25 protein-coding genes are annotated in these 25,176 nt (G+C 74.6%); 14 read left to right on the forward strand and 11 right to left on the reverse strand.

From position 1 onward, the window contains the following. Nucleotides 1-63: 63 nt before the first annotated feature. The gene (locus tag ABT345_RS31370; RefSeq protein WP_345081010.1) at nt 64-471 is read right to left on the reverse strand and encodes a tautomerase family protein; all 408 of its coding nucleotides are present in this window, start codon (nt 469-471) and stop codon (nt 64-66) included. Between the two features lie 180 nt (nt 472-651). On the opposite strand from ABT345_RS31370, the gene ABT345_RS31375 reads away from it, so the two are divergent. Beyond that, nucleotides 652-1,563 carry a LysR family transcriptional regulator gene (locus ABT345_RS31375; protein ID WP_345081013.1) on the forward strand — a complete coding sequence of 304 codons (912 nt, stop codon included), beginning with the start codon at nt 652-654 and terminating at the stop codon, nt 1,561-1,563. Between the two features lie 9 nt (nt 1,564-1,572). Here ABT345_RS31375 and ABT345_RS31380 read toward each other — a convergent pair whose 3' ends face one another. From ABT345_RS31380 to ABT345_RS31395, 4 genes are all read right to left on the reverse strand, one after another. After that, nucleotides 1,573-2,577, reverse strand: a complete 1,005-nt coding sequence (locus ABT345_RS31380) for an MASE1 domain-containing protein (RefSeq protein ID WP_345081017.1) — start codon at nt 2,575-2,577, stop codon at nt 1,573-1,575. 65 nt (nt 2,578-2,642) lie between these two features. Then, a complete protein-coding gene (locus ABT345_RS31385; RefSeq protein WP_345081020.1) occupies nt 2,643-3,479 on the reverse strand; it encodes a PP2C family protein-serine/threonine phosphatase in 837 nt (278 codons plus the stop codon). 224 nt (nt 3,480-3,703) lie between these two features. After that, nucleotides 3,704-5,326, reverse strand: a complete 1,623-nt coding sequence (locus ABT345_RS31390) for an APC family permease (RefSeq protein ID WP_345082483.1) — start codon at nt 5,324-5,326, stop codon at nt 3,704-3,706. 177 nt (nt 5,327-5,503) lie between these two features. Then, nucleotides 5,504-5,725, reverse strand: coding sequence for an acyl-CoA carboxylase subunit epsilon (locus ABT345_RS31395; RefSeq protein ID WP_345081023.1), 222 nt, complete (start codon nt 5,723-5,725; stop codon nt 5,504-5,506). A gap of 344 nt (nt 5,726-6,069) precedes the next feature. Between ABT345_RS31395 and ABT345_RS31400 the strand changes: the two genes are divergently transcribed. Further along, nucleotides 6,070-8,145: a S9 family peptidase gene (locus tag ABT345_RS31400; RefSeq protein WP_345081026.1), complete on the forward strand. Its 2,076-nt coding sequence runs from the start codon at nt 6,070-6,072 to the stop codon at nt 8,143-8,145. A 44-nt stretch (nt 8,146-8,189) separates the two neighbouring features. Here the strand turns inward: ABT345_RS31400 and ABT345_RS31405 are convergent, their stop codons facing one another. Next, nucleotides 8,190-8,600, reverse strand: a complete 411-nt coding sequence (locus tag ABT345_RS31405; protein ID WP_345081029.1) for an organic hydroperoxide resistance protein — start codon at nt 8,598-8,600, stop codon at nt 8,190-8,192. Nucleotides 8,601-8,719: 119 nt separating this feature from the next. On the opposite strand from ABT345_RS31405, the gene ABT345_RS31410 reads away from it, so the two are divergent. The 6 genes from ABT345_RS31410 to ABT345_RS31435 all read left to right on the forward strand — a co-directional run bounded on the left by ABT345_RS31410 (nt 8,720) and on the right by ABT345_RS31435 (nt 13,737). Beyond that, nucleotides 8,720-9,190 carry a MarR family winged helix-turn-helix transcriptional regulator gene (locus ABT345_RS31410; RefSeq protein WP_345081032.1) on the forward strand — a complete coding sequence of 157 codons (471 nt, stop codon included), beginning with the start codon at nt 8,720-8,722 and terminating at the stop codon, nt 9,188-9,190. Between the two features lie 282 nt (nt 9,191-9,472). Further along, the gene (locus tag ABT345_RS31415) at nt 9,473-9,706 is read left to right on the forward strand and encodes an acyl carrier protein (protein ID WP_345081035.1); all 234 of its coding nucleotides are present in this window, start codon (nt 9,473-9,475) and stop codon (nt 9,704-9,706) included. Further along, nucleotides 9,703-10,941 (forward strand): beta-ketoacyl-[acyl-carrier-protein] synthase family protein, encoded by a 1,239-nt coding sequence (locus ABT345_RS31420; protein WP_345081037.1) that lies wholly within the window; start codon nt 9,703-9,705, stop codon nt 10,939-10,941. The genes ABT345_RS31415 and ABT345_RS31420 overlap by 4 nt, the downstream gene beginning before the upstream one ends. 39 nt (nt 10,942-10,980) lie before the next feature. Next, nucleotides 10,981-11,883, forward strand: coding sequence for an alpha/beta fold hydrolase (locus tag ABT345_RS31425; protein ID WP_345081040.1), 903 nt, complete (start codon nt 10,981-10,983; stop codon nt 11,881-11,883). 91 nt (nt 11,884-11,974) lie between these two features. After that, nucleotides 11,975-12,706 carry an HAD family hydrolase gene (locus tag ABT345_RS31430; protein ID WP_345081043.1) on the forward strand — a complete coding sequence of 244 codons (732 nt, stop codon included), beginning with the start codon at nt 11,975-11,977 and terminating at the stop codon, nt 12,704-12,706. A gap of 380 nt (nt 12,707-13,086) precedes the next feature. Then, nucleotides 13,087-13,737, forward strand: a complete 651-nt coding sequence (locus ABT345_RS31435) for a transglycosylase SLT domain-containing protein (RefSeq protein WP_345081046.1) — start codon at nt 13,087-13,089, stop codon at nt 13,735-13,737. Nucleotides 13,738-13,865: 128 nt separating this feature from the next. Here ABT345_RS31435 and ABT345_RS31440 read toward each other — a convergent pair whose 3' ends face one another. Next, nucleotides 13,866-14,147 (reverse strand): hypothetical protein, encoded by a 282-nt coding sequence (locus tag ABT345_RS31440; RefSeq protein ID WP_351324008.1) that lies wholly within the window; start codon nt 14,145-14,147, stop codon nt 13,866-13,868. Nucleotides 14,148-14,672: 525 nt separating this feature from the next. On the opposite strand from ABT345_RS31440, the gene ABT345_RS31445 reads away from it, so the two are divergent. The 4 genes from ABT345_RS31445 (at nt 14,673) to ABT345_RS31460 (ending at nt 21,223) form a co-directional block, all read left to right on the forward strand. Beyond that, nucleotides 14,673-15,365 carry a transglycosylase SLT domain-containing protein gene (locus ABT345_RS31445; RefSeq protein ID WP_351324011.1) on the forward strand — a complete coding sequence of 231 codons (693 nt, stop codon included), beginning with the start codon at nt 14,673-14,675 and terminating at the stop codon, nt 15,363-15,365. A gap of 335 nt (nt 15,366-15,700) precedes the next feature. Then, a complete protein-coding gene (locus ABT345_RS31450) occupies nt 15,701-16,576 on the forward strand; it encodes a lysozyme (protein ID WP_345081049.1) in 876 nt (291 codons plus the stop codon). A 240-nt stretch (nt 16,577-16,816) separates the two neighbouring features. Then, on the forward strand, nt 16,817-18,112 hold the full coding sequence (locus ABT345_RS31455; RefSeq protein WP_345081052.1) for a glycoside hydrolase 5 family protein: 1,296 nt from the start codon (nt 16,817-16,819) through the stop codon (nt 18,110-18,112). A 63-nt stretch (nt 18,113-18,175) separates the two neighbouring features. Then, nucleotides 18,176-21,223 (forward strand): alpha-mannosidase, encoded by a 3,048-nt coding sequence (locus ABT345_RS31460; RefSeq protein ID WP_345081055.1) that lies wholly within the window; start codon nt 18,176-18,178, stop codon nt 21,221-21,223. A 66-nt stretch (nt 21,224-21,289) separates the two neighbouring features. Here the strand turns inward: ABT345_RS31460 and ABT345_RS31465 are convergent, their stop codons facing one another. Beyond that, nucleotides 21,290-21,505, reverse strand: a complete 216-nt coding sequence (locus ABT345_RS31465; RefSeq protein ID WP_345081058.1) for a hypothetical protein — start codon at nt 21,503-21,505, stop codon at nt 21,290-21,292. A gap of 188 nt (nt 21,506-21,693) precedes the next feature. Here ABT345_RS31465 and ABT345_RS31470 point away from each other — a divergent pair, with 188 nt between their 5' ends. Further along, nucleotides 21,694-21,876, forward strand: a complete 183-nt coding sequence (locus ABT345_RS31470; protein WP_345081061.1) for an antitoxin — start codon at nt 21,694-21,696, stop codon at nt 21,874-21,876. A 311-nt stretch (nt 21,877-22,187) separates the two neighbouring features. On the opposite strand, the gene ABT345_RS31475 is transcribed toward ABT345_RS31470, so the two are convergent. Then, on the reverse strand, nt 22,188-22,547 hold the full coding sequence (locus ABT345_RS31475; RefSeq protein ID WP_345081064.1) for a hypothetical protein: 360 nt from the start codon (nt 22,545-22,547) through the stop codon (nt 22,188-22,190). 79 nt (nt 22,548-22,626) lie between these two features. Here ABT345_RS31475 and ABT345_RS31480 point away from each other — a divergent pair, with 79 nt between their 5' ends. After that, complete coding sequence (locus tag ABT345_RS31480) at nt 22,627-23,184, forward strand: GNAT family N-acetyltransferase (protein WP_345081067.1); 558 nt, start codon at nt 22,627-22,629, stop codon at nt 23,182-23,184. A 59-nt stretch (nt 23,185-23,243) separates the two neighbouring features. Here ABT345_RS31480 and ABT345_RS31485 read toward each other — a convergent pair whose 3' ends face one another. Together ABT345_RS31485 and ABT345_RS31490 are read right to left on the reverse strand one after the other, a co-directional pair. Next, the gene (locus ABT345_RS31485; protein WP_345081070.1) at nt 23,244-23,450 is read right to left on the reverse strand and encodes a cold-shock protein; all 207 of its coding nucleotides are present in this window, start codon (nt 23,448-23,450) and stop codon (nt 23,244-23,246) included. Between the two features lie 287 nt (nt 23,451-23,737). Further along, nucleotides 23,738-24,991, reverse strand: coding sequence for a D-alanyl-D-alanine carboxypeptidase family protein (locus ABT345_RS31490; protein WP_345081074.1), 1,254 nt, complete (start codon nt 24,989-24,991; stop codon nt 23,738-23,740). Nucleotides 24,992-25,176 lie beyond the last annotated feature (185 nt).

The raw sequence follows: 25,176 nt of genomic DNA on the forward strand, positions 1-25,176 counted from the left end.
CAGATCACTGATCGCTGTCGCATGATTCCGGCGGACGCCGGAAAACCGCGCCGTCGGGGGCGCTCACGTCGTGGCGGACGACCGGTCGAGGCGGCGGTAGTGGGCGCGTTGCGTCTCGCCGCCGTAGCCGTAGCCGTCCGGGTCCAGTTCGTGGAGCGCCACGCCGCGCCGGGCCAGCGGGCCGAGGACGTCCGCGAGCAGCGCGCCCGCCGCGGCCACGAACGCCGCCCGCTCCTCGGCGGTGTTCGTCCCCCGCGTCAGATTGCCCTCGACGTAGGCGTCCCGGCCGTCGGCCAGCGGGGCGCCGGCCACGTGGTAGCGGCCGGGCGGGACGAGGTCGAGGTGGACGAGGGTGCGCGCGGCGTCCTTGCGCAGGACGGAGACGGCGAGGGCGGTCAGCCCCTCGGCCAGGGCGCGTTGCGCGTCGGTGGGCAGCGCGGGATCGGTGACGGTGACACGGAAGTACGGCACGGCTTCTCCTTGCGGTGAGGGGGGAAGGGGACGGGTTTCGGCCTCGGGCTGTCGTCACACTCCCGTCTGCCGCGGGGCGACGAGGGGAGCGTGACGACCGGGCCTCGGGCACGCCCAGCCTCACCGGGCCCGGCATCATGAGGCCAACGCATCCCCGTCATCGCTCCATGAGGCCGCCGCATGTCCGTGAACTTTCCCCAGCTCAGAGCCTTCCTCGCGGTCGTGGAGGCGGGTGGGTTCGGCGCCGCCGCGGACGAGTTGGGGGTGAGTCAGTCGGCGGTCTCGCACGCGGTCGCCGCCCTGGAGCGGGAGCTGGGCGGTCCGCTCCTGGTCCGGGCGGCTCCGGCGCGGCCCACCGTGCTCGGGCGGCGGGCGCTGCCGCACGCCCGCGCCGCGCTGGCGGCGGTCGGTGCGCTGGAGCGGATCGCGGCCGACGGCGAGGGGGCGCTGCGCGGCACGGTCCGTCTGGCGGCCACCCCCACCGTCCGCCGGGGGCTCCTCCCGGACCTGCTGCGGCACTGGCGGGCGGAGCTGCCCGGCGTCACGGTGCGGGTCTTCGAGGGCGACAGCGGGGAGCTGGCGGACTGGCTGGAAAGCGGCACCGCGGACGCCGCCGTCCTCGTCGACCCGCCGCCCGGGCCGGGTCTGGCCCTGGCCACGGACGGCTACCGCGCCCTGCTCCCCCGCGACCACCCGCTGGCGAACGAGCCGCGCCTCGCCCTCGCCGACCTCGCCGACGACCCGTTCCTGGTCTCCCCGGACGGCTGTGAGGAGCGGGTGCGGGACCTCCACGCCCCGGCGGGCGTCCCCTTCGCCCCGGCGCGGCGGGTCCGTGACCTCGCCACGCTGATCGGCATGGTGCAGGCGGGGCTCGGTGTGACCGTGCTGCCGGAGGCGTCCCGGCCGCTGATCGGGCCGGACCTCGTGCTGCTGCCGCTGGATCCGCCCGCCGCGCGCCGCCTCGTGCTCAGCGGGCCGCGGTCGGGCCCCTGGCATCCGGCGGTGCGCCCGCTGGCGACGGCGGCCGCGGAGCATCTGGCCGGGGAGCGTCCGGCCGGGGGCGCGCGCCCCGGACCGGTCCCGGCCGGATGACGTCGGCGGTCACCGTCCCCGCTTTTGCCGGCGGGCCGCCGTCGCGCCCGGTGGCCAGCGGTGGGCGGCCTCGCCGGGGGCGAGGCGGTCCACCACCTCGGCCAGCTCCCGGCAGGCGTCCTCGATCTTCTCGCGGACGGCGTTCTGCTCGGCGACGAGCGCGGCGAGCAGCAGCGCGGTGAGCGCCGCCGCGCCGTTCAGGGCCTGGAGGTTGACCATCACCAGCAGGAAGCTGTGCCCGGCGAACGGGCCCGCCCGGTCGTTGGCCGCCGCGATGGCCAGGACGGAGACGATCAGCGCGACGGGCGCGGCACCGGCCAGCTGGAACCGCACCGCCGCCCACACGATCAGCGGGAAGACCAGGAACAGCAGCGACAGCGAGCTGCGGGTGCACAGCAGCGCGACGCCGACGGCGGCGAGCAGCAGCGCCGCCGCCTCCACCGCGCGCGCCGGGCGGATCGCCCGCGGCATACGGGCGTGCCACGCCACCAGCAGCAGCGGCGTGACGATCAGTACGCCCATCGCGTCGCCCGCCCACCAGGCGGCCCACGCGGGCCAGAACTGCGCGGCCGGGAGATGCCCGATGAGCACCTGGTTCCCGGCGCCGAACGTCGCGCTGACCAGCATCCCGGCCAGCGCGCCGAGCACCACCAGCGCCACCCCGTCGCGCAGCCGGTCCAGCTCGGTACGGAATCCTGCCCGGCGCAGCAGCAGCGCGGCGCAGACCGGGGCGAGGGTGTTGCCGGCGAGATTGCCGAGGATTCCGGCGTCCACCGGGCCGATGCCCGCGATGACGAGGAACGTGCCGAGCAGGATGCCCGGCCAGGTGCGCAGCCCGAAGACGAGCAGGCAGCTCAGCGCGATACCGGTGGGCAGCCACATCGGCGTGACCACCGTCCCGTCGATCACCACCTGCTCCAGCAGACCGATCCGGGCGCCCGCGAAGTAGGCGACGGCCAGGGCGAGGATCTTCAGGGCGTCGGCAGCGAGAGGGGGCACATTCCCGGTGCGCATCACCCCAGCATCGGGCAACGGTCCGGGGCGCGCACGGTCACCGCCACGGACGGCGGCACTCCCGTTCACCCGTTGTCGCGGTCCGCCCGGTCGTAGCAGAGGACGACGACCGCGGCGTCGTCGGTGTGGCCGGTGAACTCCGCGACGTCCATCACCGCCGCGGCGACATCGGCCGGATCGCCGGTCGGGGCGCGGTCGCGCACCCGCCTGGCCGCCTCCGCGAGGCCCGCCTCGATCGGGAACGACGGCCCCTCCACGACACCGTCGGTGAGCAGCGCGAACGCCCCGCGCGGGGCGAGCCGCCAGTATGTGACCGGGTAGGTTTCGCCGGGCAGCACGCCCAGCGGTGCGCCGCCGGTCTCCTCGGCGATGCCGGACCGGCCGTCGGCGGTGGCCCACACGCCCGGCGGATGTCCGGCGCGGGCGGCGACCACCTCCCAGGTCACCGGGTCGAAGGTGAGGAAGGTGCAGGTGGCGAAGAGCGGGCTGTCCACGGAGAGCAGCAGTTCGTTGGCGCGGGCGAGGACCACGCCCGGGTCGGCGCCGCCGCCCGCCACCGCGCGCAGCCCCATCCTGATCTGCCCCATGAACGCCGCCGCCTCGACGTCGTGGCCCTGCACGTCGCCGATGCAGAACGCCAGCCGCCCGCCGGGCAGCGGGAACCCGTCGTACCAGTCGCCGCCGATGTCCAGGCCGTTGCGCGCCGGGGCGTACGCGGCGGCGGCCCGTACGCCGGGGACGCCGGGCAGGGCGGCGGGGAGCATCTCCCGCTGGAGCGCCTCGGCCAGTTCGACCCGGGCGCGCTGGAGTTCGGCCCCGGCCCGGGCCTGGGCGGTGAGCCGGCCGAGCGTCGACAGCAGATCGTCGGCGCTCAGCTCCCGCGCGGGACGCCGCCGGAACATGGACGCCTCCGTGGTGCGGTTCGTGTCCGCCGCGGGAGGCACGCGCGGCGTGTCGGGGCCGCCTCCTGTCGCCGTCGCCGACCGGGCGGGCCGACGCGCAAGCTTCCGTCAGGATAGGCCGGTGCGGGCGGTTTCGCCTGGTGGGCGGGGTGCGGGCGCCCGGGTGCCGGGGCGCGGCGGCCCGTCGGCCCGCGCCGGAGAGACCGCGTCCGTCCGGCCCTCCGTCACTCCGCCGCCACGGGAGCCGGCGCCGGAACGACCGCCAGGTACCGGACCCCGGACCGTACGGCCCAGAAGAACAGCGCGAGGGCCAAGGCGGCGACGGTGAGGGAGTCGTAGGGGGCGGGCAGCAGGCCGGTGCCGCCGAAGGAGCCGAGCTGGGACAAGGCGGTCAGCGCGACGAGGTAGCACACCAGCCAGGCGCCGGTGCGCAGTTCGGCGATGAGGGGGCGGCGGGGCAGTTCGCCGGGGGTCGGGGCGGTGCCGGGGCGCCGCATGAGGAGGAAGAGCAGCAGCCCGCCGAGGACCATCGGCAGCGCCAGCCGCAGCGCCTCCCAGCCCGACCAGTACACGAACTCGCTCGCCACCACGAAGCTCAGCGGCGCGAGCCAGCGCAGGCCCGGGATCCAGCCGGCGGTGACGGTGGCGGGATCGGCGCGGAAGACGGCGGCGGCCACCGCCGACGCGGCATAGATCAGCAGGTACATGTCGCCCATCACGCTCACGATCTGCTGCCAGCCGCCGATCGGCAGGAGGAAGAGGACGATCACGGCGAGGTTGACGACCAGGGCCCGGCGCGGCACGCCGGAGCGGGCATCGACCTTCATGAAGTAGCGCGGGATGGTGCCGTTCTTGGCGAGCGCGTAGGTGTGGCGGGCGTCCAGGGCGACGCCGACGTACGCGGAGCCGCCGGGCGACAGGACGGCGTCGGCGTAGAGCAGGCTGGAGAGCCAGTGCAGATTGAGGATCAGCGCGAGCTGACCGAAGGGCGATTCGAAGGAGACGCCGTGCCAGCCGCCGCCGAGCAGCGAATCGGGGACGGTGAAGAGGAACGCCACCTGGAGCGCGAGGTACATCAGCACGGCCAGCCCGATGCCGGCGAGGACCGCGGCGGGCAGGGTGCGGCGCGGGTTGCGGGTCTCGCCGGAGAAGTCCAGCGGCGCCTGGAACCCGTTGACGGAGTAGACGATGCCGCCGCCGGCGAGGGCGGACAGACAGGCGGCGTAGCCGTACGGGGCGAAGCCGCCGTGGTCGGTGAGGCGGCCGGAGTGCCAGCCGGAGGCGACGAGGGCGGCCACGGTGATCACCGGGACCACGATCTTGAAGACCGAGACGAGGTTGTTGAGCCGGGCGAACATCCGCACCGCGAACCAGTTCAGGGCGGTCAGCACCACGCTGAGCCCGGCGGCCAGCGCCACACCGGAGCCGGAGAGCGTCCGCCCGTTGTAGAGGTCGGGCAGATAGTGCGCGGCGTACTGCATGATGGCGCTGATCTCGGCCGCGGTGCCGCCGACCGACAGCAGCACCGACCAGCCGACGAGGGTGCCGACGAGCGGGCCGCCGGCGTGCAGCGGCCAGCGGACGGTGCCGCCGCCCTCGGGCCGGGAGGCGCCCAGTTCGATCATGACGAGGGCGACCAGCGCACAGAGCAGACCGGCGCCGATCCAGGAGAGCAGGGAGGCCGGTCCCGCGGTCTGCGCGGCGTAGAGGGCGGCGAAGAGCCAGCCGGAGCCGACGATGTTGGAGAAGCCGATCGCGGTCAGGCCCCAGAACCCCAGATCCCGGCGGAGCCGCCGCTCCTGCGCCACCGCCGCCGAGGTCCCCGGCTCCCCGCCCCCGCCCGTCATCCGATGCTCCGCCACGATCCGGCCTCCCGCTCCGCTTCCGGCTGTACGGCGCCGCGCTCACGGAGCCCGGTGGGGATTCTGCCGGTCACCGGCCGGAATTCACCGGTTGACGGGCGAACGGGGTGCCGGGCGCGGCGGGTTCGTCAGCGGATGCCGGTTATCTTCCGGGTCGGCGGGTCAGCCGCAGCACCAGCAGCCGGACCAGCAGGCGGAGCGCGGCGGGTGCCGGTGGTATTCGGACTCGTCCGGGGGCACCACCCAATCGGTGCCGTCGGCGCTGACGGCGACGGCGAGGCGGGCGTAGAGGATCACGGTGATCGCCGCCAGCTCCTCCGGTTCGGCCACCCCGCCCTCGATGCGCAGCCCGATGTCGCGCGGCACGCCGGCCGGGGCGGTCACGGCCGCACCCCGCGGATACGGTGCCCCGGCCGGGCGGCCCGAGGCGGGCGGCCCGGCGGGGGCGGGGCTCCGGAGCTGGTCAGCGGGGTCACACGGCCGACCCTAGGAGCGCCGGCGGGGCCTGTCGCGCCCGCGCGGACCGATCGGGCGAGGCACGGGGACGTGCGGGGCGCGGGGTGCGGGGACGGTCAGCCGTCGGCCGCACGCGGCGTGCCCGGGGCGCCCGGGAGCGCGTCGCCGGCCGGGGTGCGGCGGTGTGTGCGCCGGCGCTTCCTCGGCCGGTCGATTCGCCGCGGGACAAAACCGCAGGACTCCGGGGGCCGGAATGCTCCATTCTTTGCGCCATGCAGCCACCTGAGAGCCTTCCGCACCAGTTCCTGCGCACCCGCCGCTTCGCGCTGGGCGCCCCCGACCGGTTCACCGTCTCGCCCGACGGCGCCACCGTCCTCTTCCTGCGCAGCGCCTCGGGCGACGATCCGGTGCACCGGCTGTGGGCGCTGGACACCGCCTCGGGCCGCACCCGGCTGCTGTTCGACCCGGCCGACCCGGCGTACGGCGCGGGCCCGCCCGGCGACGGCGTCACGGCGTACGCCACCGATGCCGCGGTGACGCTCGCCGCGTGTCTGTGCGGCGGGGCGCTGTGGGCGGTGGAGGTCGCGACGGGCCGGGTGCGCCGGCTGCCCGCCGCCGGGCGTCCGTCGGATGCGCGGCCCGATCCGGCGGGCCGCCGCATCGCCTATCTCGCGGCCGGCGCGCTGCGGCTGATCGGCGCGGACGGCAGCGGGGACCGCGAGATCGCCGCGCCGGAGGGGCCCGATGTCCGCTACGGCGTCGCCGAGTACGCGGCGGCCGCCTCGATGGGCCGCGACCGGGGCTACTGGTGGGCGCCGGACGGCTCCCGTCTGCTGGTGGCGCGCGTCGACGAGAGCGCCGTCGCCCGGTGGTACGTCGCCGATCCGGCGCATCCGGAGCGGCCGCCGCGCACGGTGCGCTATCCGGCGGCGGGCACCGCCAACGCGGAGGTGACGCTGTGGCTGATACCGGCCGACGGCGGCGCCCGCACCGAAGTGACCTGGGACCGGGCCCGGTTCCCGTATCTGACGGCGGCGGGCTGGGACGCGCACGGCCCGTTCGCCGCGGTGCAGAGCCGGGACCAGCGCGGCCTGCGGACGTATGCGGTCGATCCGGCCGACGGGCGGACGGCGCTCCTGGCCGAGCAGCGCGATCCGTGCTGGGTGACGCTGGTGCCGGGCACCCCGGTGCGTACCGCGTCCGGCGCGCTGGTGGCGCACCGGGACACCGAAGGGGCCGACTCCACACGGCGGTTGACCGTCGGCGGCACGGCCGTCACCCCCGACGGGCTCCAGGTGCGGGAGGTGCTCGGAGTGAGCGGCGAGGAGGTGCTGTTCACCGCGGGCGCGGACGTGACCGGGCAGGCGCTGTGGACCTGGCGGCCGGAGGCCGGCGCCCGCCCGCTGACCACCGCCCCGGGCGTGCACACCGGCGTGCGCGGCGGCCCCACCCTGGTCCGGGTCGCCCGGGAGCCGCACCGGCCCGGCGCCACCGTGGTGGTGGCGCGGGCCGGGCGCCCGGATCTGCCGGTGGCCTCGTACGCCGAGCGGCCCGTCCTGGCGCTGCGCGAGCGGCGGCTCGCGACGACGGGGCGCGCGCTGCGCAGCCGGCTCCTGCTGCCGTCGTGGCACCGGCCGGGCGACGGGCGGCTGCCGGTGCTGGTCGATCCGTACGCGGGCCCGGCGCTCCAGCGGGTGACCGACGACCAGGCGCCGATGATGTTCGTCTCGCAGTGGTTCGCCGAGCAGGGCTTCGCGGTGCTCGTGACCGACGGGCGCGGCACGCCGGGCCGCTCCCCCGGCTGGGAGCGCGCGGTCCACGGCGATGTCGTGTCGGCGGCGCTGGAGGACCAGGCGGCGGCGCTCGCGGAAGTGCTGGAGCGGTTCCCGGAGCTGGACGCGGGACGGGTCGCGGTCCGTGGCTGGTCGTTCTCCGGGATGCTCGCCGTGGCGGCGGTGGTGCGGCGCCCGGACCTCTTCCACGCGGCGGTCGCGGGCGCGGGCCCCTACGATCCGCGGCTGTACGACACGCACTGGCGGGAGCGGTTCCTCGGCCATCCGGACACGCACCCCGAGTGGTACGACGCCTGCTCCCTGGCGCGGGAGGCGTCGCGGCTGACCCGGCCGCTGCTGCTGATGCACGGGCTGGCGGACGACAACGTCCACGCCGCGCACACGCTGCGGCTCTCCGCGGCGCTGCTGGCCGCCGGACGCCCGCACGAGGTGCTGCCGCTGCCCGGCACGGGCCACGCCCCGACGGATCCGGCGCTCTTCGCGAACCTGCTCCGGCATCAGGTGGACTTCCTGTGGCGGCATCTGGGCCGGGAGGAGGGCGGGGCCGCTTCGTAGCGGATCCCGGGGGGCGGGCGACGGCGCCGCCCGCCCCCCGGGGCTCACTCGATGACCAGCTCGACGTCGATGTTGCCGCGGGTGGCCTTGGAGTACGGGCAGAACCGGTGGGTGGCCTCGACGAGTTCCCGGCCGCGCTCGCCCGCGAGGGCGTCCGGCAGCTCGACGCGCATCACGACGGCCAGGCCGAAACCGGTGTCGTCCTTGCCGATCGAGACCTCGGCGGTGACCGACACCTCCGCGGTGTCGACCTTCAGCTGCCGTCCGACCTGCGCCATCGCGCCGGCGAAGCAGGCGGCGTACCCGGCGGCGAAGAGCTGCTCGGGGTTGGTGCCCTCGCCGCTGCCGCCGAGCGCGGGCGGCATGGCGAGCGCGAGGTCGAGCCGGCCGTCGGAGCTGACGGCGCGGCCGTCCCGGCCGTTGGCGGTGGCGGCGGCGGTGTAGAGCGCGTCCATGGGGTTCCCTCCGGTTCCGGCGGCCGCGTCCCGGCCACCGGAAAGAACAATGACACACAACTAAGTTGCACACAACTAAATGGCTCACGATTCAATGCCCCGGCGGCTAACCTGGGGGCATGGCCGCCTCCCCCAGCCCCTCCGGCTCCCCGCTCTCCGACGCCGATCTGCTCCGCCTCGACCACCAGGTCTGCTTCTCGCTGCACGCCGCCTCGCGCGCGTTCGGCGCGGTCTACCGGGACGCGCTCAAGGACCTCGGGCTGACCTATCCGCAGTACCTGGTGATGCTGGTGCTGTGGGAGGACGGCCCGCTCCCCGTCAAGTCCATCGGCGAGCGGCTGCGCCTCGACTCCGGCACCCTCTCCCCGCTCCTCAAGCGACTGGAGGCGGCGGGCCTGGTGCGCCGCGAGCGCAGCGCGGAGGACGAACGCTCGGTCGGCGTCCATCTCACCGACGCCGGTACCGCGCTGCGCGAGCGGGCGCTGCCGGTGCCCCGCCGGATGCTCGCCGCCACCGGCCTGGACCTGGAGGAACTGCGCGCGCTGCGCGCCCTGTTGAGCCGGGTGACCCGGACCCTGGACGAGGCGTGAGCCGTCCGGCCCGGTCGCCGCACCCGGCCCATTCCGGCCACGCCCCGTACCCTCCCGTCGCCCCGCGCCGTTAGACGGGGCGAGTGCCTTCCGCGCCGTGCGGGCAGGGGCGCGCACCCCGAGTGCGCCCCCTGCGTAGCCCCTCACCCCATCGAGCGAACGCCATTGGGGAGTCTTCCGGGCGAAGACGTATAAAGGGTGCCGCCGAACCAGCCGGAGCCGCCGGCGGGCCCCGCCAGGACGCGGTTGGCAACAGCGCCTAAGAAAGCGGAGGAGTGCCACGTGAACGCGGCAGAAGTCGTCAACACCCTGCTGGTCCAGCGATTCGGGGTCGATCCGGTCGCCGTCAGCGACGAGACCTTGCTGCAGCAGCTGCAGATGGACTCGCTCGCCCTGGAGGAGCTGCGGCTGCTCATCGAGGACCGGCTCGACGTCGACCTCGACGAGGTCGCGCTCACCTCCCGGGACACCGTGGGAGCGCTGGTGGCGGCCGTCGACGGCAAAGTCGCCGCGTGACGGCCCGCACGCCGTTCGCCGCGGCCGTGACGGGCGTGGGGCTGGTCACCGCCGCTGGTGTCGGAGCCAAGGCCACCTGGCACACCGTCACCGGCGAGACCACCCCCGCCGGCGTCCGCCACCGCCCCGAACTCACCGATCTGCCCTGCGACTTCACCTACGGCGTCGACGACCTGGACACCACCGAGGTGCTGGGCGTCGCCACCCAGCGGCTGATGGACCGCTTCGCGCAGCTCGCGGTGATCGCCGCCCGGGAGGCGACGGCCGACGCCGGTCTCGACACCGGGACCTGGGACGGCGCCCGCGTCGCCGTCGTCATCGGCTCGGCCCACGGCGGGCTGCCGTTCTACGACGAGCAGCACACCACGCTGCTGGAGCGCGGCGCCCGCCGGGTCTCCCCCAAGCTCGCGCCGCTCGCCGTCGTCAACAGCGCGGCCAGCAGCGTCGCGATGGACCTCGGCGCGCAGGGCCCCAGCCTGGGCGTCGCCACCGCCTGCTCCTCGGGCACCGTCGCGCTGGGCACCGCGCATCAGCTGCTGCGCTCGGGCGCCTGCGACATCGCCGTCGCGGGCGGCGCCGAATCGGTCTGCGCCCGGCTGCTGATCGCCAGCGCCTGCCAGATGAAGGCCGTCTCCACCCGCCGCGACGACCCGGCGGCCGCCTGCCGCCCGTTCGACGCCGACCGGGACGGCTTCGTGATCGGCGAGGGCGCCGGACTCCTCGTCCTGGAGCACCCCGAGCACGCCCGGGCCCGCGGCGCGACGGTCCGCGCCCGCATCGCCGGGTACGGCGCGTCCAGCGACGCCTACGCGGCGGTCGCCCCGGATCCGGAGGGCCGCGGCATCGAGCGTGCGCTGCGCACCGCGCTCGCGGACGCCGGAATCGGCCCGCGCGACATCGGGCACGTCAACGCGCACGGCACCTCCACCGTCGTCAACGACCGGATCGAGGCGGCGGTGCTCCACCGGGTCCTGGGCGAGGACGCGCTGGTCACCTCCACCAAGGCGATGACCGGGCACACCCTGGGGGCGGCGGGCGGCATCGAGACCGCGCTCACCGTCCTCGCGCTGGAGTCCCAGCTGGTCCCGCCGACCGCCAATCTGGACACGCCCGATCCCCGGATCCCCCTGGAGATCGTGCGCGGCGCGGCCCGGCCCGCGCCCTTCGACTGGGCGGCCAAGACGTCGCTCGGCTTCGGCGGCCACAACGCCGCACTCATCCTGACCCGCGCCTGACGCGCGCCGCCCCCGCGGATCTCCACAGAAGGAACCGTCATGTCCGAGGAAACGATCCGCTCCCTGTCCGTGGGCGGGGTGTCCTACGCCTACCGGCTGCTGCACCATCCGGACGGGGTCACCGAACCCGTCATGGTGCTCGGCGGCGCCCTGCAGGGCATGTTCGGGTGGCCGCAGATGGAGGAGCGGTTCAAGCCGGTGGCCGACATGATCACCGCCGATCTGCCCGGCATGGGCACCGCCGAACCGCTGCCGCCGGGCCCGAGCACCGAGCTGCTGTGCCGGGCGATCGAGCACGTCCTCGACGATCTGGGGTTGGCGCGGATCAACCTCTTCGGCTTCTCCTACGGCGCCGGCCTCGCCTTCGGCTGCGCCCGGCGCTTTCCCGCCCGTATCGCACGGCTGGCGCTGGGCGGGGTCCCGTCGCACATCAGCGACGAGCAGTGCGCCCATTGGGAGCGGGCCGCCGAGGAGCTGCGGCGGGGCGCGGTGGAGACCTTCGCGACGCTCGCCACGGACGGGCTGCTCTGCCTCGACGAGGGGCGATACGTCACACGGCGGCGGCTGGCCTACCGCTATGTGCGGCGGTCGATGCTGCATGCGGCCCGCACCTCCCCGCACGCGCTGGACTCGCTGGTCCGGGCGGTGACCGACCGCCCGGACTTCTCCGGCGGGCTCCGCGGTGTGCCGACGCTGGTGTTCAGCGGTGCCCACGACACCGTGACTTCCCCGGCCCACCAGCGGCGTTTCGCCGCCACCCTGGACGGCAGCCGCTTCCTGGTGATCCCGGACGCCGACCACTGGGTCGTCCTGGAGCGCCCCCAGGCCGTCGCCGACCTCGCCGCCCGCTTCTTCACCGACCGCCCGCTCTCCTCGGCGCCGGCACTGGCGCCGGTCGCCCGCGACGACGAGCCGACGGACGGCGCACCGGCGTACGTCTGAGCCGGGGCCGCACGGCGGTCCCGGTACGCGGCCGGCGGCGGATGCGGCGAAACGCGCCCGCCGCCGGCCGCGTACCCGGTAGGAAGGGTCCATGACCGCTCTCCCGGAGTACGGACCCGAAGGCCCGATCCGCGCCGTGGCGGCGCGGCCGCCGGCGCCGGTGGCCGGGGTCCTCTTCGACTTCTCCGGGACGCTCTTCCAGATCGCGCCGTACGCCGACCGCATCCGGGCGGCCGTCCCGTACGCCGTCGACGACGCCACGGTGGACGCCTGGCTGACCGCCCTGGCGACGGGGCTGACCGACCCCGCGGTGCGTGCCGCGCAGCACGCCCGCGACACCTCCGCCCGGGCCCACCGGCACGCCTTCACCACCTGGTACGCCTCGGTGCCCGCGCTCGCGCCGTATGCGCAGGCGCTGTACGAGCAGCTGCGGACGCCGGAGCACTGGCTGCCGTACGCGGACAGCGCGCGGACCCTCGCGGCGCTGGCCGAGCGCGGGATCGCGGTCGGCGTGGTGAGCGATGTGGGCTGGGATCTGCGGCCGACCTTCGCCCACCACGGGCTCGCGGAGTACGTCGGGGCCTGGGTGCACTCCTTCGAGCACCGCACCGAGAAGCCCGATCCGGTCCTCTTCCGCCACGCCTGCGAGCTGCTCGGGCTGGCTCCCGCGCAGGCGCTGATGGTCGGCGACCACCCCGCCAAGGACGGCGGCGGCGCCCTCGCCGGGCTGCGTTCCTATGTGCTGCCGAGCGGTGCGGCGCCGGGCGGCGTCCGCGGGCTGGACGCGGTGCTGCGGCTGGCGGCGCCGGGCCCGGCCGCCTGATCCGCGCCGCCGCCTTCCCCCTTGTGGCGCGGGCCACTTCGGCACCTCTCCGCGCCACCTCGCGCCCCGCTTTCCGGCCGCCGCGGAGTGAGGACAGGCACAGGGCGTACGTCACGTACGAGGGCGCTTAGTCGTGCCGGGGCCGGTCCCGACAAGGGAAAACAGGGGTAATTTCGGACGTTTCACCTCATCTCACTACGAGGGGTAGTATGTCACATCATTGCCACCGCTGCCGGGCCGCGCTAACCATGAATCCGGTAAGCGCCGAGAACGCGCCGATGAACTCCTCGCCCTGGTGAGTGAGCGCGGCCTGACCCTCGGTCCCCCGCGCCGCCGAAGGCCGCAGTCCGCACCAGCCCCTGAGAAGAGGTCACCACCGCATGTCCCGTTTCGCCCTGCTCCGCAACGCCCGCATCACCCGCACCCAGAAGGTCGCCACCGCCGTGCTGGCCGCCGCCGGTGCCACCACCGCCCTCGCCGTGACGGCCGCCCCGAGCCAGGCGGCGCCCGCCACCTCCGCGCACGCCCCGGCCGCGGTCAAGCCCGTGAGCGCCAACGGCCTGCCCCAGACCGGCGCCGCCAAGAGCGCCGAGGCCGCCTCCGCCACGGTGTCCGCCGCGGGCCACCTCAAGGTCACCGCCGTCGAGAAGCAGGGTCACGCAGCCAAGCAGGCCGCCAACCGCTCCGCCGAGCGCCAGGCCCCGAAGTACGCGAACAACCTGGACGGCTGGATCCGCCAGTCCCTCGACATCATGAAGGACAAGGGCATACCCGGCTCCTACGAAGGCCTCCACCGCAACATCATGCGCGAGTCCTCCGGCAACCCCAACGCCGTCAACGACTGGGACATCAACGCCATCAACGGCATCCCCTCCAAGGGCCTCCTCCAGGTCATCCAGCCCACCTTCGACACCTACCACGTCAAGGGCACCCCCCATAAGCTCACCGACCCCGTCGCCAACATCACCGCCGCAGCCAACTACGCCGCCCACCGCTACGGCTCCATCGACAACGTCAACTCCGCCTACTGAGGTGGGACATGACGACCGTCACCCTGACGGCGACGACACCGCACCACCGGCCACCGGCCGGCCGTGAGCACCGACGAGGGCCCCGTCCGCTTCCCGCGGACAGGGCCCTCGCCGTCGTGTGCGGACACCTACAGGGCGCCGCCACCCAGCGACCCGAGGCCGAGGAGGCCGCCGAGGAGTTTGCCGACGACGTCCAGACCGGCCTTCTCCTTGGGCGTCAGGTCGTGGTCGTCGGCGGGCGTCTCATTCCCCTTGGGCGTGTCCTGGTCGCCGGCGGGCGCCGCGACGGCCGGTCCGGCGTTCCCCTTGGGCGTGTCGTGGTCGTCGGCGGGTGCCGCGATGGCCGGACCGGCGGCCAGGGCGCCCGCGGTGCAGAGAGCGGCGAGCAGGACGGTCAGACGTCGGAACATGAACGCTTCCTTACGGTGCGAGGGCTCGGACGGACCCAGCCTCCGCGAGCCGCGCGCCCCCGTCACCGCGACAGTCCGGGCACTGCGGCGAACGGCCCACGGACTGTGCCGCAACGGGCGCCCCGTACGGCCGCGACGCGGGACACCGGGGTGCACGGCACTCCCGGATCCGGGCCCGCGTCCGGCGTGACCCGGGCAACACGCAAGGCCTCCCGGAAGGGGGCGCCGGGTGATGCCGGGCACAGGACGCACGTCACCTACGAGGCCCGGTAGTGCCACCACACCCCCGAGGACACCAGACAAAAAGCCCGCAACATCGGACATTTCGCCTCATCTCACTACGAGGGGTAGTACGTCACATCATTGCCACCGGTGCGGGACGGCGCTAACCATGAATCCCGTAAGCACCGAGAACGTGCCGACGGACTCCTCCCGCCAGGTGAGCGAGCGCGGCCTGAGCCTCGGTTCCACGCGCCGCCACCGGCCGCTCCCCCGCGTCCCGCATCCGGAAGAGGTCACCACCGCATGTCCCGTTTCGCCCTGCTCCGCAACGCCCGCATCACCCGCACCCAGAAGGTCGCCGTCGCCGTGCTCGCCGCCGCGGGCGCGACCGGCGCCCTGACCGCCACCGCGACCCCGGGCAACGCCCAGCCCGCCGCCGCGCACGCGCCGGCCACGGTGAAGCCGGTGAGCGCCAACGGTCTGCCCAAGATGGTGACCGGCGAGGCGACGACCGCCGAGGCCGAGCCCGCGCACGTCTCCGCGTCGGTGGCCGACGGCCTGAAGGTCACCGCGGTGGCGAAGCAGGACCGGGCCGCCCACGAGGCCGCGAACCGCTCCATGGAGCGCGCGTCGCTCGCCCCGAAGGCCGCGCCCAAGGCCGCGCCGAAGTCGTACGCGAACAACCTGGACGGCTGGATCCGCCAGTCCCTCGACATCATGAAGGACAAGGGCATACCCGGCTCCTACGAAGGCCTCCACCGCAACATCATGCGCGAGTCCTCCGGCAACCCCAACGCCGTCAACGACTGGGACATCAACGCCATCAACGGCATCCCCTCCAAGGGCCTCCTCCAGGTCATCCAGCCCACCTTCGACACCTACCACGTCAAGGGCACCCCCCATAAGCTCACCGACCCCGTCGCCAACATCACCGCCGCAGCCAACTACGCCGCCCACCGCTACGGCTCCATCGACAACGTCAACTCCGCCTACTGACACGGAGTGACACCGCGCTGACGGGCGCGATCCGCTGCCGCCGGATCGCGCACACCGAGACCGCGGACCGGGGCGACTGGCGCGTGCGCCTCGTCCGCAACCCGCAGCGGGTCCCGTACACCGGGGCCCGCTGCGGCGTTTGCACATCAGGGCGGCCGAAGTCCGGCGACGCGCCGTCAGACGCGGCCGGACGGGTGAGAACCACCGGCTGAATGGCGGACTGATGGGCCATCGGGTCTTCGGCGCGTACGGATTAGCGTATACGTCTTTTTATCGGCAGATATGTGCCACACCTTGCCGAACACGACCTCACCGATGGCTTTCGGAGGCACTCGATGCCCTTGCGCAGTTCCGGTCCCGTCCGCCGTGCGTTCCCCGTCACGGCCGGAACCCTCATCGTCCTCACCGCGCTCGCCCTGCCGCTCGCCCTGCCCACCGCCGCGGTCGCCGCTACCGGGAACGGCCAGGAGCCCGCCCACCCCGAGCAGGACTGGATGGGCTCCACCATCGCCGCCCACGAGGGAGGTGAGCGGGCCGGCGGCAAGGACACGGACGACACGGAGACGACGGAGTCCTCCTCGGCCGCGTCGGTCAACGGCGTCGACGTCTCCAGCCACAACGGCAACGTCGGCTGGCCCGCGCTGCGGCAGAGCGGGGTGCGCTTCGCGTACGTCAAGGCGACCGAGGGCACCACCTACAAGAACCCGTACTTCACCCAGCAGTACAAGGGGTCGTACGATGCGGGGATCATCCACGGCGCGTACCACTTCGCGCTGCCGGACCACTCCAGCGGCGCCTCCCAGGCGAAGTACTTCGCGAAGGAGGGCGGCGCCTGGTCGAAGGACGGCAAGACGCTGCCCGGCGCGCTGGACATGGAGTACAACCCCTACGGGTCGACCTGCTACGGCAAGACCCAGGCCGCGATGATCGACTGGATCGCGGACTTCGTGCAGACGTACCGCGCCGAGACCAAGCGGGACGCCGTCATCTACACCTCCACCAACTGGTGGAAGCAGTGCACCGGCAACTCCAAGAAGTTCGGGAAGAGCAACCCGCTGTGGGTGCCGCGGTACGGCTCGTCCGTGGGCGAGCTGCCGGCGGGCTGGAAATTCCACACCATCTGGCAGTACACCTCCAGCGGGCAGACGGTCGGCGACCGCAACCGCTTCAACGGCTCGGTCAGCCGTCTGCAGGCGCTCGCCAACGGCTGACACCCGCCCGGTCCTCACGGCGGCCGGTCGCCGGTGCCCGATGCGGCGCCGGGGACCGGCCGTTCGGCGTGCGGGGAGCCGTCCTCCGCCGGCCGCCGGCGCCGTGGGGCGCCACTCCCGGCCTTCGTCGCGTCCCGGGGTTTCCCCGTCGGTGTTACGGGCGAGGGTGCGGGCATGGGATGCGGCGTCCGGGCCCGGTCCGGCCGTGTCCGCCGGTTCGTCCGACCCGCAGGAGCCGTGATGCCCGAGCAGGAATCCGATCGCCGCCCGCCGCGCTTCGGCGTCAACTACACGCCGTCGCAGGGGTGGTTCCACCACTGGCTCGACTTCGACCCGGACGCGGTGCGCGCCGATCTGGACGCCGTCGCCGGGCTCGGCCTCGACCACGTGCGCGTCTTCCCGCTGTGGCCGCTGTTCCAGCCCAACCGGACGCTGATCCGGCCGCGCGCCGTCGAGCAGCTGGTGGAGCTGGCGGACGCGGCCGCCGAGCGCGGCCTCGACGTCGCCGTCGACGGCCTCCAGGGGCATCTGTCGAGCTTCGACTTCCTGCCCGCCTGGACCCGGACCTGGCACCGCCGGAGCCTGTTCACCGATCCGGAGGTGCTCGCGGGACAGCAGGAGTACCTGCGGACGCTGGCCGCGGCCCTCGCCGACCGGCCCGCGTTCCTCGGGATGACGGTCGGCAACGAGTTCAACCAGTTCGCGGACGGTCCGCACCCCGATCCGGACCGGATCGACGCGGCGCGGGCCGGGGCGTGGCTGGAGTCGATGCTGGCGGCCTGCGAGCGCGGGGCGCCGGGGCGGCTGCATCTGCACGCCGCCTACGACGCGGCCTGGTACCGGGACGGGCACCCCTTCACGCCCGCGCACGCCGCCCGGCTGGGCGCGGTGACGGCGGTGCACTCCTGGGTGTTCAACGGGACGGCGCAGCGCCACGGCGCCACCGGCATCGCCACGGAGCAGCACGCCGCGTATCTGATCGAGCTGTCGAAGGCGTGGGCCGACGATCCGCGCCGCCCGGTGTGGCTCCAGGAGGTGGGCGCCCCGGCGCCGCACATCCCGCCGGACGGCGTCGCCCGCTTCACCGCCGCCACCGTGGACGCGGCGCTGGACTGCGCGGACGTGTGGGGCGTGACGTGGTGGTGCTCGCACGACGTGGACCGGGCGCTGGCGGACTTCCCGGAGCTGGAGTACGGGCTGGGGCTGTTCACCACCGGCGGGGCGGCGAAACCGGCGGCGCGGGCCCTCGCCGAGCGGGCCGCGGCCTGCCGCGCCCGGCCGCCCCGCCCCGCGCCGCGCACCACCGCGCTCGTCGTCGACGCCGGCGATCCGGAGGCGGCGCCGCGCCGGTCGGTGTGCGCCCCGGGCGGGCCGGTCTTCGAGGCGTGGGCCGAGCTCGCGGCCGACGGGGTCCGGCCCGCGCTGGTGCTGGAGGAGCACACCGGCGACGCGGACCGGCTGGCGGCCCGCGGCATCACGGAGCTGGTGACACCCGACGAGGTGGCGGGCGGCGCCGCGGCCCGGCACCCCGGCTGACCACGGTCGCCCCCGCCGCTCGCCTCTCTCATCGCGCGCCTTTCGACGTTAGGAGCACACCGCATGCACGACGACCGCGCCCTGACCGAAGCCCGTCTCGCCCGGGTGCTCGACGAACGCATCCGGCCCGCGCTGTATCCCGCGTCCGTGCCGCTGGAGGTCTCCGCCTGGGTCGCGCCGGGTGAGCCGGTTCCGGTGGCGGAGGGGATCGCGGCGCCGCACTCCCCCGTGGCCGTCGGGGACGCCTGGGGCGCGCCCTGGGGGACGACGTGGTTCAAGGTGACCGGTGAGGTGCCCCGGGAGTGGGCGGGGCGGACCGTGGAGGCGGTGCTCGACCTCGGGTTCGACGAGCGGCAGCCGGGGTTCCAGTGCGAGGCGCTGGTCCACCTGCCCGACGGCACGCCCGTCAAGGGACTGAGTCCGCGCAACCAGTGGGTGCGGGTCGGCTCCCCGGTGCGCGGCGGCGAGCGCGTCGAGTGGCATCTGGAGGCGGCGTCGAACCCGGTGATCATGGGCGATCCGCCGTTCCGCCCGACGCCGCTGGGCGATCCGCGGACCGCGGGCGACGCGCCGCTGTACCGGTTGGCGCGGATGGATCTGGCGGTGTTCGACCGGGCGGTGTGGGAGCTGATCCTGGACCTGGAGGTGCTGGGTGAGCTGATGGCGGAGCTGCCCGTGGAGGCGCCGCGGCGCTGGGAGATCCTACGGGCGGTCGGCCGGGCGCTGGACGCGGTGGACCTCCAGGACGTGGGCGCCACGGCACCGGCGGCGCGGGAGCGGCTGCGGGAGGTGCTGGCGGCGCCGGCGGGTGCGTCGGCGCACCGGATCAGCGCGGTGGGGCATGCGCACATCGACTCGGCGTGGCTGTGGCCGCTGCGCGAGACGGTACGGAAGGTGGCGCGTACCGCGTCGAACATGACGGCGCTGCTGGCGGACGAGCCGGAGTTCGTGTTCGCGATGAGCCAGGCGCAGCAGTTCGCCTGGCTGAAGGAGCACCGGCCCGCGGTGTACGCGAAGGTGAAGGAGGCGGTGGCGGCGGGCCGGTTCGTCCCGGCGGGCGGGATGTGGGTGGAGTCGGACACCAACATGCCCGGGTCGGAGGCGATGGCGCGGCAGTTCGTGCACGGGCGGCGGTTCTTCCTGGAGGAGTTCGGCGTCGAGAACGATGAGGTGTGGCTGCCGGACACGTTCGGGTTCGCCGCGGGGCTGCCGCAAATCATCAAGGCGGCGGGCGCCCGGTGGCTGCTGACGCAGAAGATCTCCTGGAGCCGGGTGAACTCCTTCCCGCACCACACCTTCCGCTGGGAGGGCATCGACGGCACCCGGATCTTCACGCACTTCCCGCCGGTCGACACGTACAACTGCGAGATGTCCGGGGCGCAGCTCGCGCATGCGGCGCGGAACTTCAAGGAGAAGGGGGTGGCGCGGCGGTCGCTGGCGCCGACCGGATGGGGGGACGGCGGGGGCGGCACCACCCGGGAGATGGTCGCCAAGGCGCGGCGGGTGCGGGATCTGGACGGCTCGCCGGTGGTGGTGTGGGAGAAACCGGCGGACTTCTTCGCGGCGGCGGAGGCGGAGTGTCCTCAGGCGCCGGTCTGGGTGGGCGAGCTGTATCTGGAGCTGCACCGCGGGACGCTGACCAGCCAGGCGCGCACCAAGCGCGGCAACCGCCGCAGCGAGCAGCTGCTGCGGGAGGCGGAACTGTGGTCGGCGACCGCCGCGGTGACGGCCGGTCATCCGTATCCGTACGCGGCGCTGGACCGGCTGTGGAAGACGGTGCTGCTGCACCAGTTCCACGACATCCTGCCGGGCTCGTCGATCGCCTGGGTGCACCGGGAGGCGGCGCGGACGTATGCGGCGGTCGCGGCGGAGCTGGAGGAGATCGTCGCGGGCGCGCTGGCGGCGCTGGCCGGTGACGGCGAGCGGGAACTGACGGCGAACGCGGCGCCGCACGCCCGCGCCCAGGTCGCCGCCGGCGGGCTGGCCCCCGCGGTGTCCGAGGGCGGGCCGGTGGTCGCACGCCCGCGCGAGGGCGGCGGGTTCGTGCTGGTCAACGGCGTGCTGCGGGCCGAGGTGGACGGGCGGGGGCTGCTGGTGTCGGTGTACGACCTGGTGGCGGACCGGGAGTGCGTGGCGCCGGGCGGCGCCGCCAATCTGCTCCAGCTGCACCCGGACTTCCCGAACCAGTGGGACGCGTGGGACGTGGACGCGTTCTACCGGAACACCGTCACCGAGCTGACCGGTGCGGACGAGGTGACACTCGCGGCGGCGTCCGGCGAGGCGGCGACGGTGCGGGTCACTCGCCGCTTCGGCGCCTCCCGGGTGGTGCAGACGGTGACGCTCGCCCGGGGCGCGGGCCGGGTCGATCTGGCGGCGGAGGTCGACTGGCACGAGACGGAGAAGTTCCTCAAGGCCGCCTTCCCGCTGGATCTGCACGCCGACCGGTACGCGGCGGAGACCCAGTTCGGGCATCTGTACCGGCCCACGCACACCAACACCAGCTGGGACGCGGCGAAGTTCGAGGCGTGCGCGCACCGCTTCGTCCATCTCGCGGAGCCGGGCTGGGGCGTGGCGCTGGTGAACGACGCGACGTACGGGCACGACGTGACCCGCACCGTGCGGGAGACTCCGGGCGAGGCGGGCACCACGACGACGGTGCGGCTCTCCCTGCTGCGCGCCCCGCGCTTCCCGGACCCGGAGACCGAACACGGCGTGCACCGCTTCGGGTACGCGCTGGTGCCCGGTGCGGACATCGGCGACGCGGTGCGCGAGGGGCACCGCATCAATCTGCCGGAGCGGCGGGTGACGGGCGCGGGCCCGGTCGCACCGCTGGTCTCCGTCGCCGAGGAGGCGGTGGTGGTGACGGCGGTGAAGCTCGCGGACGACGGCAGCGGCGATGTGGTGGTGCGGCTGCACGAGGCGCACGGCGGGCGCACCACCGCGACGCTCACCCCGTCGTTCGTGCCGTCGGGTGTGGTCGTCACCGATCTGTTGGAGCGCCCGGTGGCCGACGGCCCGCGCCTCGTTCGGGACGGCGCCGCGGTGCGGCTGGCGCTGCGGCCGTTCCAGCTGGTCACGCTGCGGCTGACGCGGGCGGCGGAGCAGGGATGAGCGTACGGGGACGCCGGCGGCGGGCGTCCGGGCGCGGTGGCCGCACGCCGTGACGGCCGCACCGCGTCACGGCGGGAGGCCGTCGTCCGGGGGCGCGGCGGGCTCGTCCTCCTCGGGGTAGCCGTCGTGGCCCGGGTCGAGGTCGAGCATGTCCAGCAGCAGGGACAGCTCCCCCGCGTCCCGGGCCCGGCCGGCCAGCGCGGACCGGGCCCGCCGTCGTTCCTCGTCGCGGCTGATGCGGCGGGGCGCGGGCCCGTCGGGCGTGCGGTGTTCATCGGTCACCGGTGCATTCTGGGCCGGGCCCGGGCGGCCCGCCCGCCGGACGGGCCGTCGCTGCGCCGCCCAGGCCGTATCCGTGGCCCGGCCGGGTGACGGCCCCGCGGACGGGCGCCGCGGGCTGCGGGGATGCGGGGTGCCGGGACGGGCGCGATGCTGGAGCCGACGGGGATCGTCGTGAGGGAGGATCACCCATGTCCATGCTCGACAAGCTCAAGTCCCTGCTCAAGGGCCACGAGGAACAGGCCGGCAAGGGCGTCGACAAGGCCGGTGACTACGTCGACGAGAAGACCCAGGGCAAGTACAGCGGCCAGGTCGACAAGGCCCAGGACCGCCTGAAGGGCGAGTTCGGCGGAGGCGACAAGGGCCAGCAGTAGAGCCGGCCGTCCTGACGCTCCGGTCCGCGCCCGCCACCGCGGCCCGCCCGGCCCGCCCCTTCCGTGGCTCCGCGCGGTCGCGCCCCCGGCGCGGCCGGACGGGGCCACCGGCCTGTTCGAGGTCCGGCACCGGCCTGTCCGGGAGAGGCCTGTCCAGAGGCCTGTCCGGGCCTCGGGACCGGCCGGGCCGGGGCCTCGAACAGGAAGGGCCCAGGCCTCGGGACAAGGCCGGGCCCGGGCCTCCGGACAGATCAGGCCCGGGCGTCGGGACAAGGCCGGGCCCAGGCCTCGGTCCCGGACAGCCCCGGGCCTCACCCCTCGGTGATCTCCAGCCCCCGCAGCGGCCGGGTGTCCAGCACGGCGCCGCCCGCGGCGAGGTCGCGCGGGAGGTCGGCGGCGGTGACCCCGGCGAGGTGGAGCGCGGCCTCCTCACCCTCGGCGGCACGGCCGCGCCTGCGGCGGCGGACCTCGATGGTCTTGACCGTCACCGCACGCACCCCCGCGGGCAGCGGCAGCCGTGCCCGCTGCCCGCTGCATATCGCGCCGGACAGCACATGGCCGGTGAACACCACCCCGCGCACGGGCACGACGAAGACCTCCTCGACGACGAAGCGGAACGGCCCGTGGACCGGCGGCGGTTCACTGCCGCCGCGCCTGCTGAAGATCCCCATGCGCGCCATCCTCGCACGCCCGTACGACAATGGGTCGAGTTATCCCCATCGGTGCAGGTGGGCCGCTTATTCTGAGCCGATGACGACGCTGTCCGCCGCCTTGGCCCCCGACGTTCTGATCCGTCCCGCCACCGTCGCCGACGCCGCCGCGCTGGCCCGTGCGCTGCGGCGCAACCGGCAGCACCTGGCGCCCTTCGAGCCGCGCCGCGACGCGGCCCACCACACGGCGGACGGGCAGCGCGACCGGCTGCGGGAGCTGGTCGCCGAACAGGACGCGGGGCGGGCGCTGCCGTGGCTGCTGATGGCCGATGACGGGGAGGTCGTCGGCGCGGCCACGCTGACCGGCATCGTCGGCGGGCCGCTGCGCAGCGGATCGCTCGGCTACTGGATCGACGCCGCCCGGGTGGGACAGGGCCTCGCCTCCGCCGCCGTCCGGCAGGTGTGCGCCGCCGCCGACGCGGTGCTGCGGCTGCACCGGATCGAGGCGGGCACCTTGCTGACCAACGCCGCCTCGCAGCGGGTGCTGGTGAAGAACGGGTTCACGGCGTACGGCGTCGCCGAGCGGTATCTGCACATCGACGGCGCCTGGCGCGACCACCGGCTCTTCCAGCGGATCCTCAACGACCGGGAGCCGTGAGCCGGACACACGACGGCGCCCGCCCCGGGCGTGCGGGGCGGGCGCCGTGCGCGGCGGGATCAGACCGCGACGCGGATCTTCTCCGCCTGCGGGCCCTTCTGGCCCTGCGTGACCTCGAAGGTCACCTTCTGGCCCTCCTGGAGCTCACGGAAGCCCTGGGCGTCGATGTTCGAGTAGTGCGCGAAGACGTCGGCGCCGCCGCCGTCCTGCGCGATGAAGCCGAAGCCCTTCTCCGAGTTGAACCACTTCACGGTTCCGCTGGCCATGTACGTCTCCTTCGTTCAAGGGGCTCGTATCGGCTCCCGCGCGGTGCGGCAGCCGGAGGTGATCGCCCTGGTCCGGAGAGGTATCGCACAGAAAGAACGCCCGTGAGGGACACGGGCGTCCGGCACTTCGGAACCACGACAGCTGATCGGGACGCTACACCGAGTGCTGCCCGGCAGTCATCACCGCCGTGGCAGTCGCGTCACGGGTCCCCTGCCGGAACGCCCCCACGGTCCACCGAATCCCCGACCGGTCGTACGTCCGTACGGGGCCCGGCCGGGGTGGCGGGTCAGCTCCGGCGGCGGCGCAGGACGACCACCGTGGAGCCGGTGACCAGCACCGCGCCCGTGGCGAGGAACCACCACACGCCCGGTCCGGAGCCGTCCGGCTGACCTGCGTCGTGGCCCAGCGCGGCGGCGCGCAGCACGGCCGCCCGGTCGGTGGCGCGGCGCCGGTCGGCGCGGTCGGCGGCGGGCTCGTGGGAGGCCGGCCGGTCGGCGTCCGGCTCCGGGGAGGCCGGGGGCTGCGGTCCCACGCGGTCGGGCAGTATCGCGACCGGCTCGATGTCCGGCGCGGCGTCGAACCCCCAGTCCAGGAGCGAGCGGGCCTCCTCGTAGACCGCGTTGTTCTTGCCGGACTGCGGGTTCATGACGGTGACGAGGAGGGTGCGGCCGTCGTGGCGGGCGGCGGCGACGAGGGTGTTGCCCGCCTGCGAGGTGTAGCCGTTCTTGACGCCGATGAGGCCGGGGTAGGGCTCCACGCCGTGCGAGCCGACCAGCAGCCGGTTGGTGTTCTGGATGCCGAACGAGTCCGGGCCGCCCGACTCGGGGAACTGCGCCTCCTGGGTGCTCGCGAAGCGCGCGAAGTCCTGGTTGGTGAGCCCGGCCTTGGCGAAGATCGTGAGGTCGTACGCGGACGAGTGCTGGCCGGGCGTGTCGTAGCCGTCCGCCGACTCGACGTCGGTGTCCCGGGCGCCGAGGCGGTCGGCCATCGCCCGCATGTCGTCCAGGGTCGTCTCCCAGCCGCCGTTCATCGCGGCCAGGGTGCGCACCGCGTCGCTGCCGGAGCTGAGGAAGACGCCGCGCCACAGGTCGGCGACGGTGTAGCGGTGGTCTTCCTGGATGCCGACGAGGGAGCTGCCGGGGCTGATGTCCGACAGGTCGTCCTCGGAGACGGTGTGCACGGTCTCCTGACCGAATTTCGGCAGCACGGTGACGGCGAAGAGGGTCTTGAGGGTGGAGGCGGGCGGCAGTTCGCGGTGGGCGTCCTTGGCGGCCAGCACCCGGCCGTCGTCGGCGTCGGTGACCATCCAGGACAGGGCGGAGACATCGGGAGGTTCGTCGACGTCGGGTGCGGAGCGCACCTGGACGCCGGGGCGGTCGAGGCGGGCGGCGGAGGAGGTGGCCGGGGCGTCGCCGGCCACCAGGGGGCCGTCCCCCGGGAAGCCGGCGGCTGCGGCCGGGAGGGCGGAGACGGCGACGGTCGCGGCGCAAACGGCCGCGACGGTCCCGGCTTTGACGGTGGGCCATTTCGCTGACGACATGGGGCCACGCTAGGAACGGGCCCGGGCGCGTCGCCGTCTGGAGTGCTCCATACGGTTCGTCGCACGGGCCCTGCCCGGCGTGTCGGGTCGACGAACGGGAACGGGCCGGGGGGGGGGGGGGGGGCCCCGCCCCGGGGGGGGGGGCCCCCAACGGTGTGCCACACCCGGGGGGCGACGGGGGATTA

Origin of the sequence: Streptomyces sp. NPDC000404 (assembly GCF_040300365.1) — a bacterium.
Classification (GTDB): domain Bacteria; phylum Actinomycetota; class Actinomycetes; order Streptomycetales; family Streptomycetaceae; genus Streptomyces; species Streptomyces ramulosus.

Excerpts from the sequence above, each read along its gene's own strand:
- ABT345_RS31455 (WP_345081052.1), top strand. The coding sequence starts at position 16,817 with ATGCCCGAGCAGGAATCCGATCGCCGCCCGCCGCGCTTCGGCGTCAAC.
- ABT345_RS31470 (WP_345081061.1), top strand. The coding sequence starts at position 21,694 with ATGTCCATGCTCGACAAGCTCAAGTCCCTGCTCAAGGGCCACGAGGAA.
- ABT345_RS31390 (WP_345082483.1), bottom strand. The coding sequence starts at position 5,326 with ATGACGGGCGGGGGCGGGGAGCCGGGGACCTCGGCGGCGGTGGCGCAG.
- ABT345_RS31385 (WP_345081020.1), bottom strand. The coding sequence starts at position 3,479 with ATGTTCCGGCGGCGTCCCGCGCGGGAGCTGAGCGCCGACGATCTGCTG.
- ABT345_RS31450 (WP_345081049.1), top strand. The coding sequence starts at position 15,701 with ATGCCCTTGCGCAGTTCCGGTCCCGTCCGCCGTGCGTTCCCCGTCACG.
- ABT345_RS31430 (WP_345081043.1), top strand. The coding sequence starts at position 11,975 with ATGACCGCTCTCCCGGAGTACGGACCCGAAGGCCCGATCCGCGCCGTG.
- ABT345_RS31460 (WP_345081055.1), top strand. The coding sequence starts at position 18,176 with ATGCACGACGACCGCGCCCTGACCGAAGCCCGTCTCGCCCGGGTGCTC.
- ABT345_RS31410 (WP_345081032.1), top strand. The coding sequence starts at position 8,720 with ATGGCCGCCTCCCCCAGCCCCTCCGGCTCCCCGCTCTCCGACGCCGAT.
- ABT345_RS31475 (WP_345081064.1), bottom strand. The coding sequence starts at position 22,547 with ATGGGGATCTTCAGCAGGCGCGGCGGCAGTGAACCGCCGCCGGTCCAC.
- ABT345_RS31380 (WP_345081017.1), bottom strand. The coding sequence starts at position 2,577 with ATGCGCACCGGGAATGTGCCCCCTCTCGCTGCCGACGCCCTGAAGATC.
- ABT345_RS31405 (WP_345081029.1), bottom strand. The coding sequence starts at position 8,600 with ATGGACGCGCTCTACACCGCCGCCGCCACCGCCAACGGCCGGGACGGC.
- ABT345_RS31445 (WP_351324011.1), top strand. The coding sequence starts at position 14,673 with ATGTCCCGTTTCGCCCTGCTCCGCAACGCCCGCATCACCCGCACCCAG.
- ABT345_RS31485 (WP_345081070.1), bottom strand. The coding sequence starts at position 23,450 with ATGGCCAGCGGAACCGTGAAGTGGTTCAACTCGGAGAAGGGCTTCGGC.
- ABT345_RS31490 (WP_345081074.1), bottom strand. The coding sequence starts at position 24,991 with ATGTCGTCAGCGAAATGGCCCACCGTCAAAGCCGGGACCGTCGCGGCC.
- ABT345_RS31440 (WP_351324008.1), bottom strand. The coding sequence starts at position 14,147 with ATGTTCCGACGTCTGACCGTCCTGCTCGCCGCTCTCTGCACCGCGGGC.
- ABT345_RS31425 (WP_345081040.1), top strand. The coding sequence starts at position 10,981 with ATGTCCGAGGAAACGATCCGCTCCCTGTCCGTGGGCGGGGTGTCCTAC.
- ABT345_RS31400 (WP_345081026.1), top strand. The coding sequence starts at position 6,070 with ATGCAGCCACCTGAGAGCCTTCCGCACCAGTTCCTGCGCACCCGCCGC.
- ABT345_RS31480 (WP_345081067.1), top strand. The coding sequence starts at position 22,627 with ATGACGACGCTGTCCGCCGCCTTGGCCCCCGACGTTCTGATCCGTCCC.
- ABT345_RS31435 (WP_345081046.1), top strand. The coding sequence starts at position 13,087 with ATGTCCCGTTTCGCCCTGCTCCGCAACGCCCGCATCACCCGCACCCAG.
- ABT345_RS31375 (WP_345081013.1), top strand. The coding sequence starts at position 652 with ATGTCCGTGAACTTTCCCCAGCTCAGAGCCTTCCTCGCGGTCGTGGAG.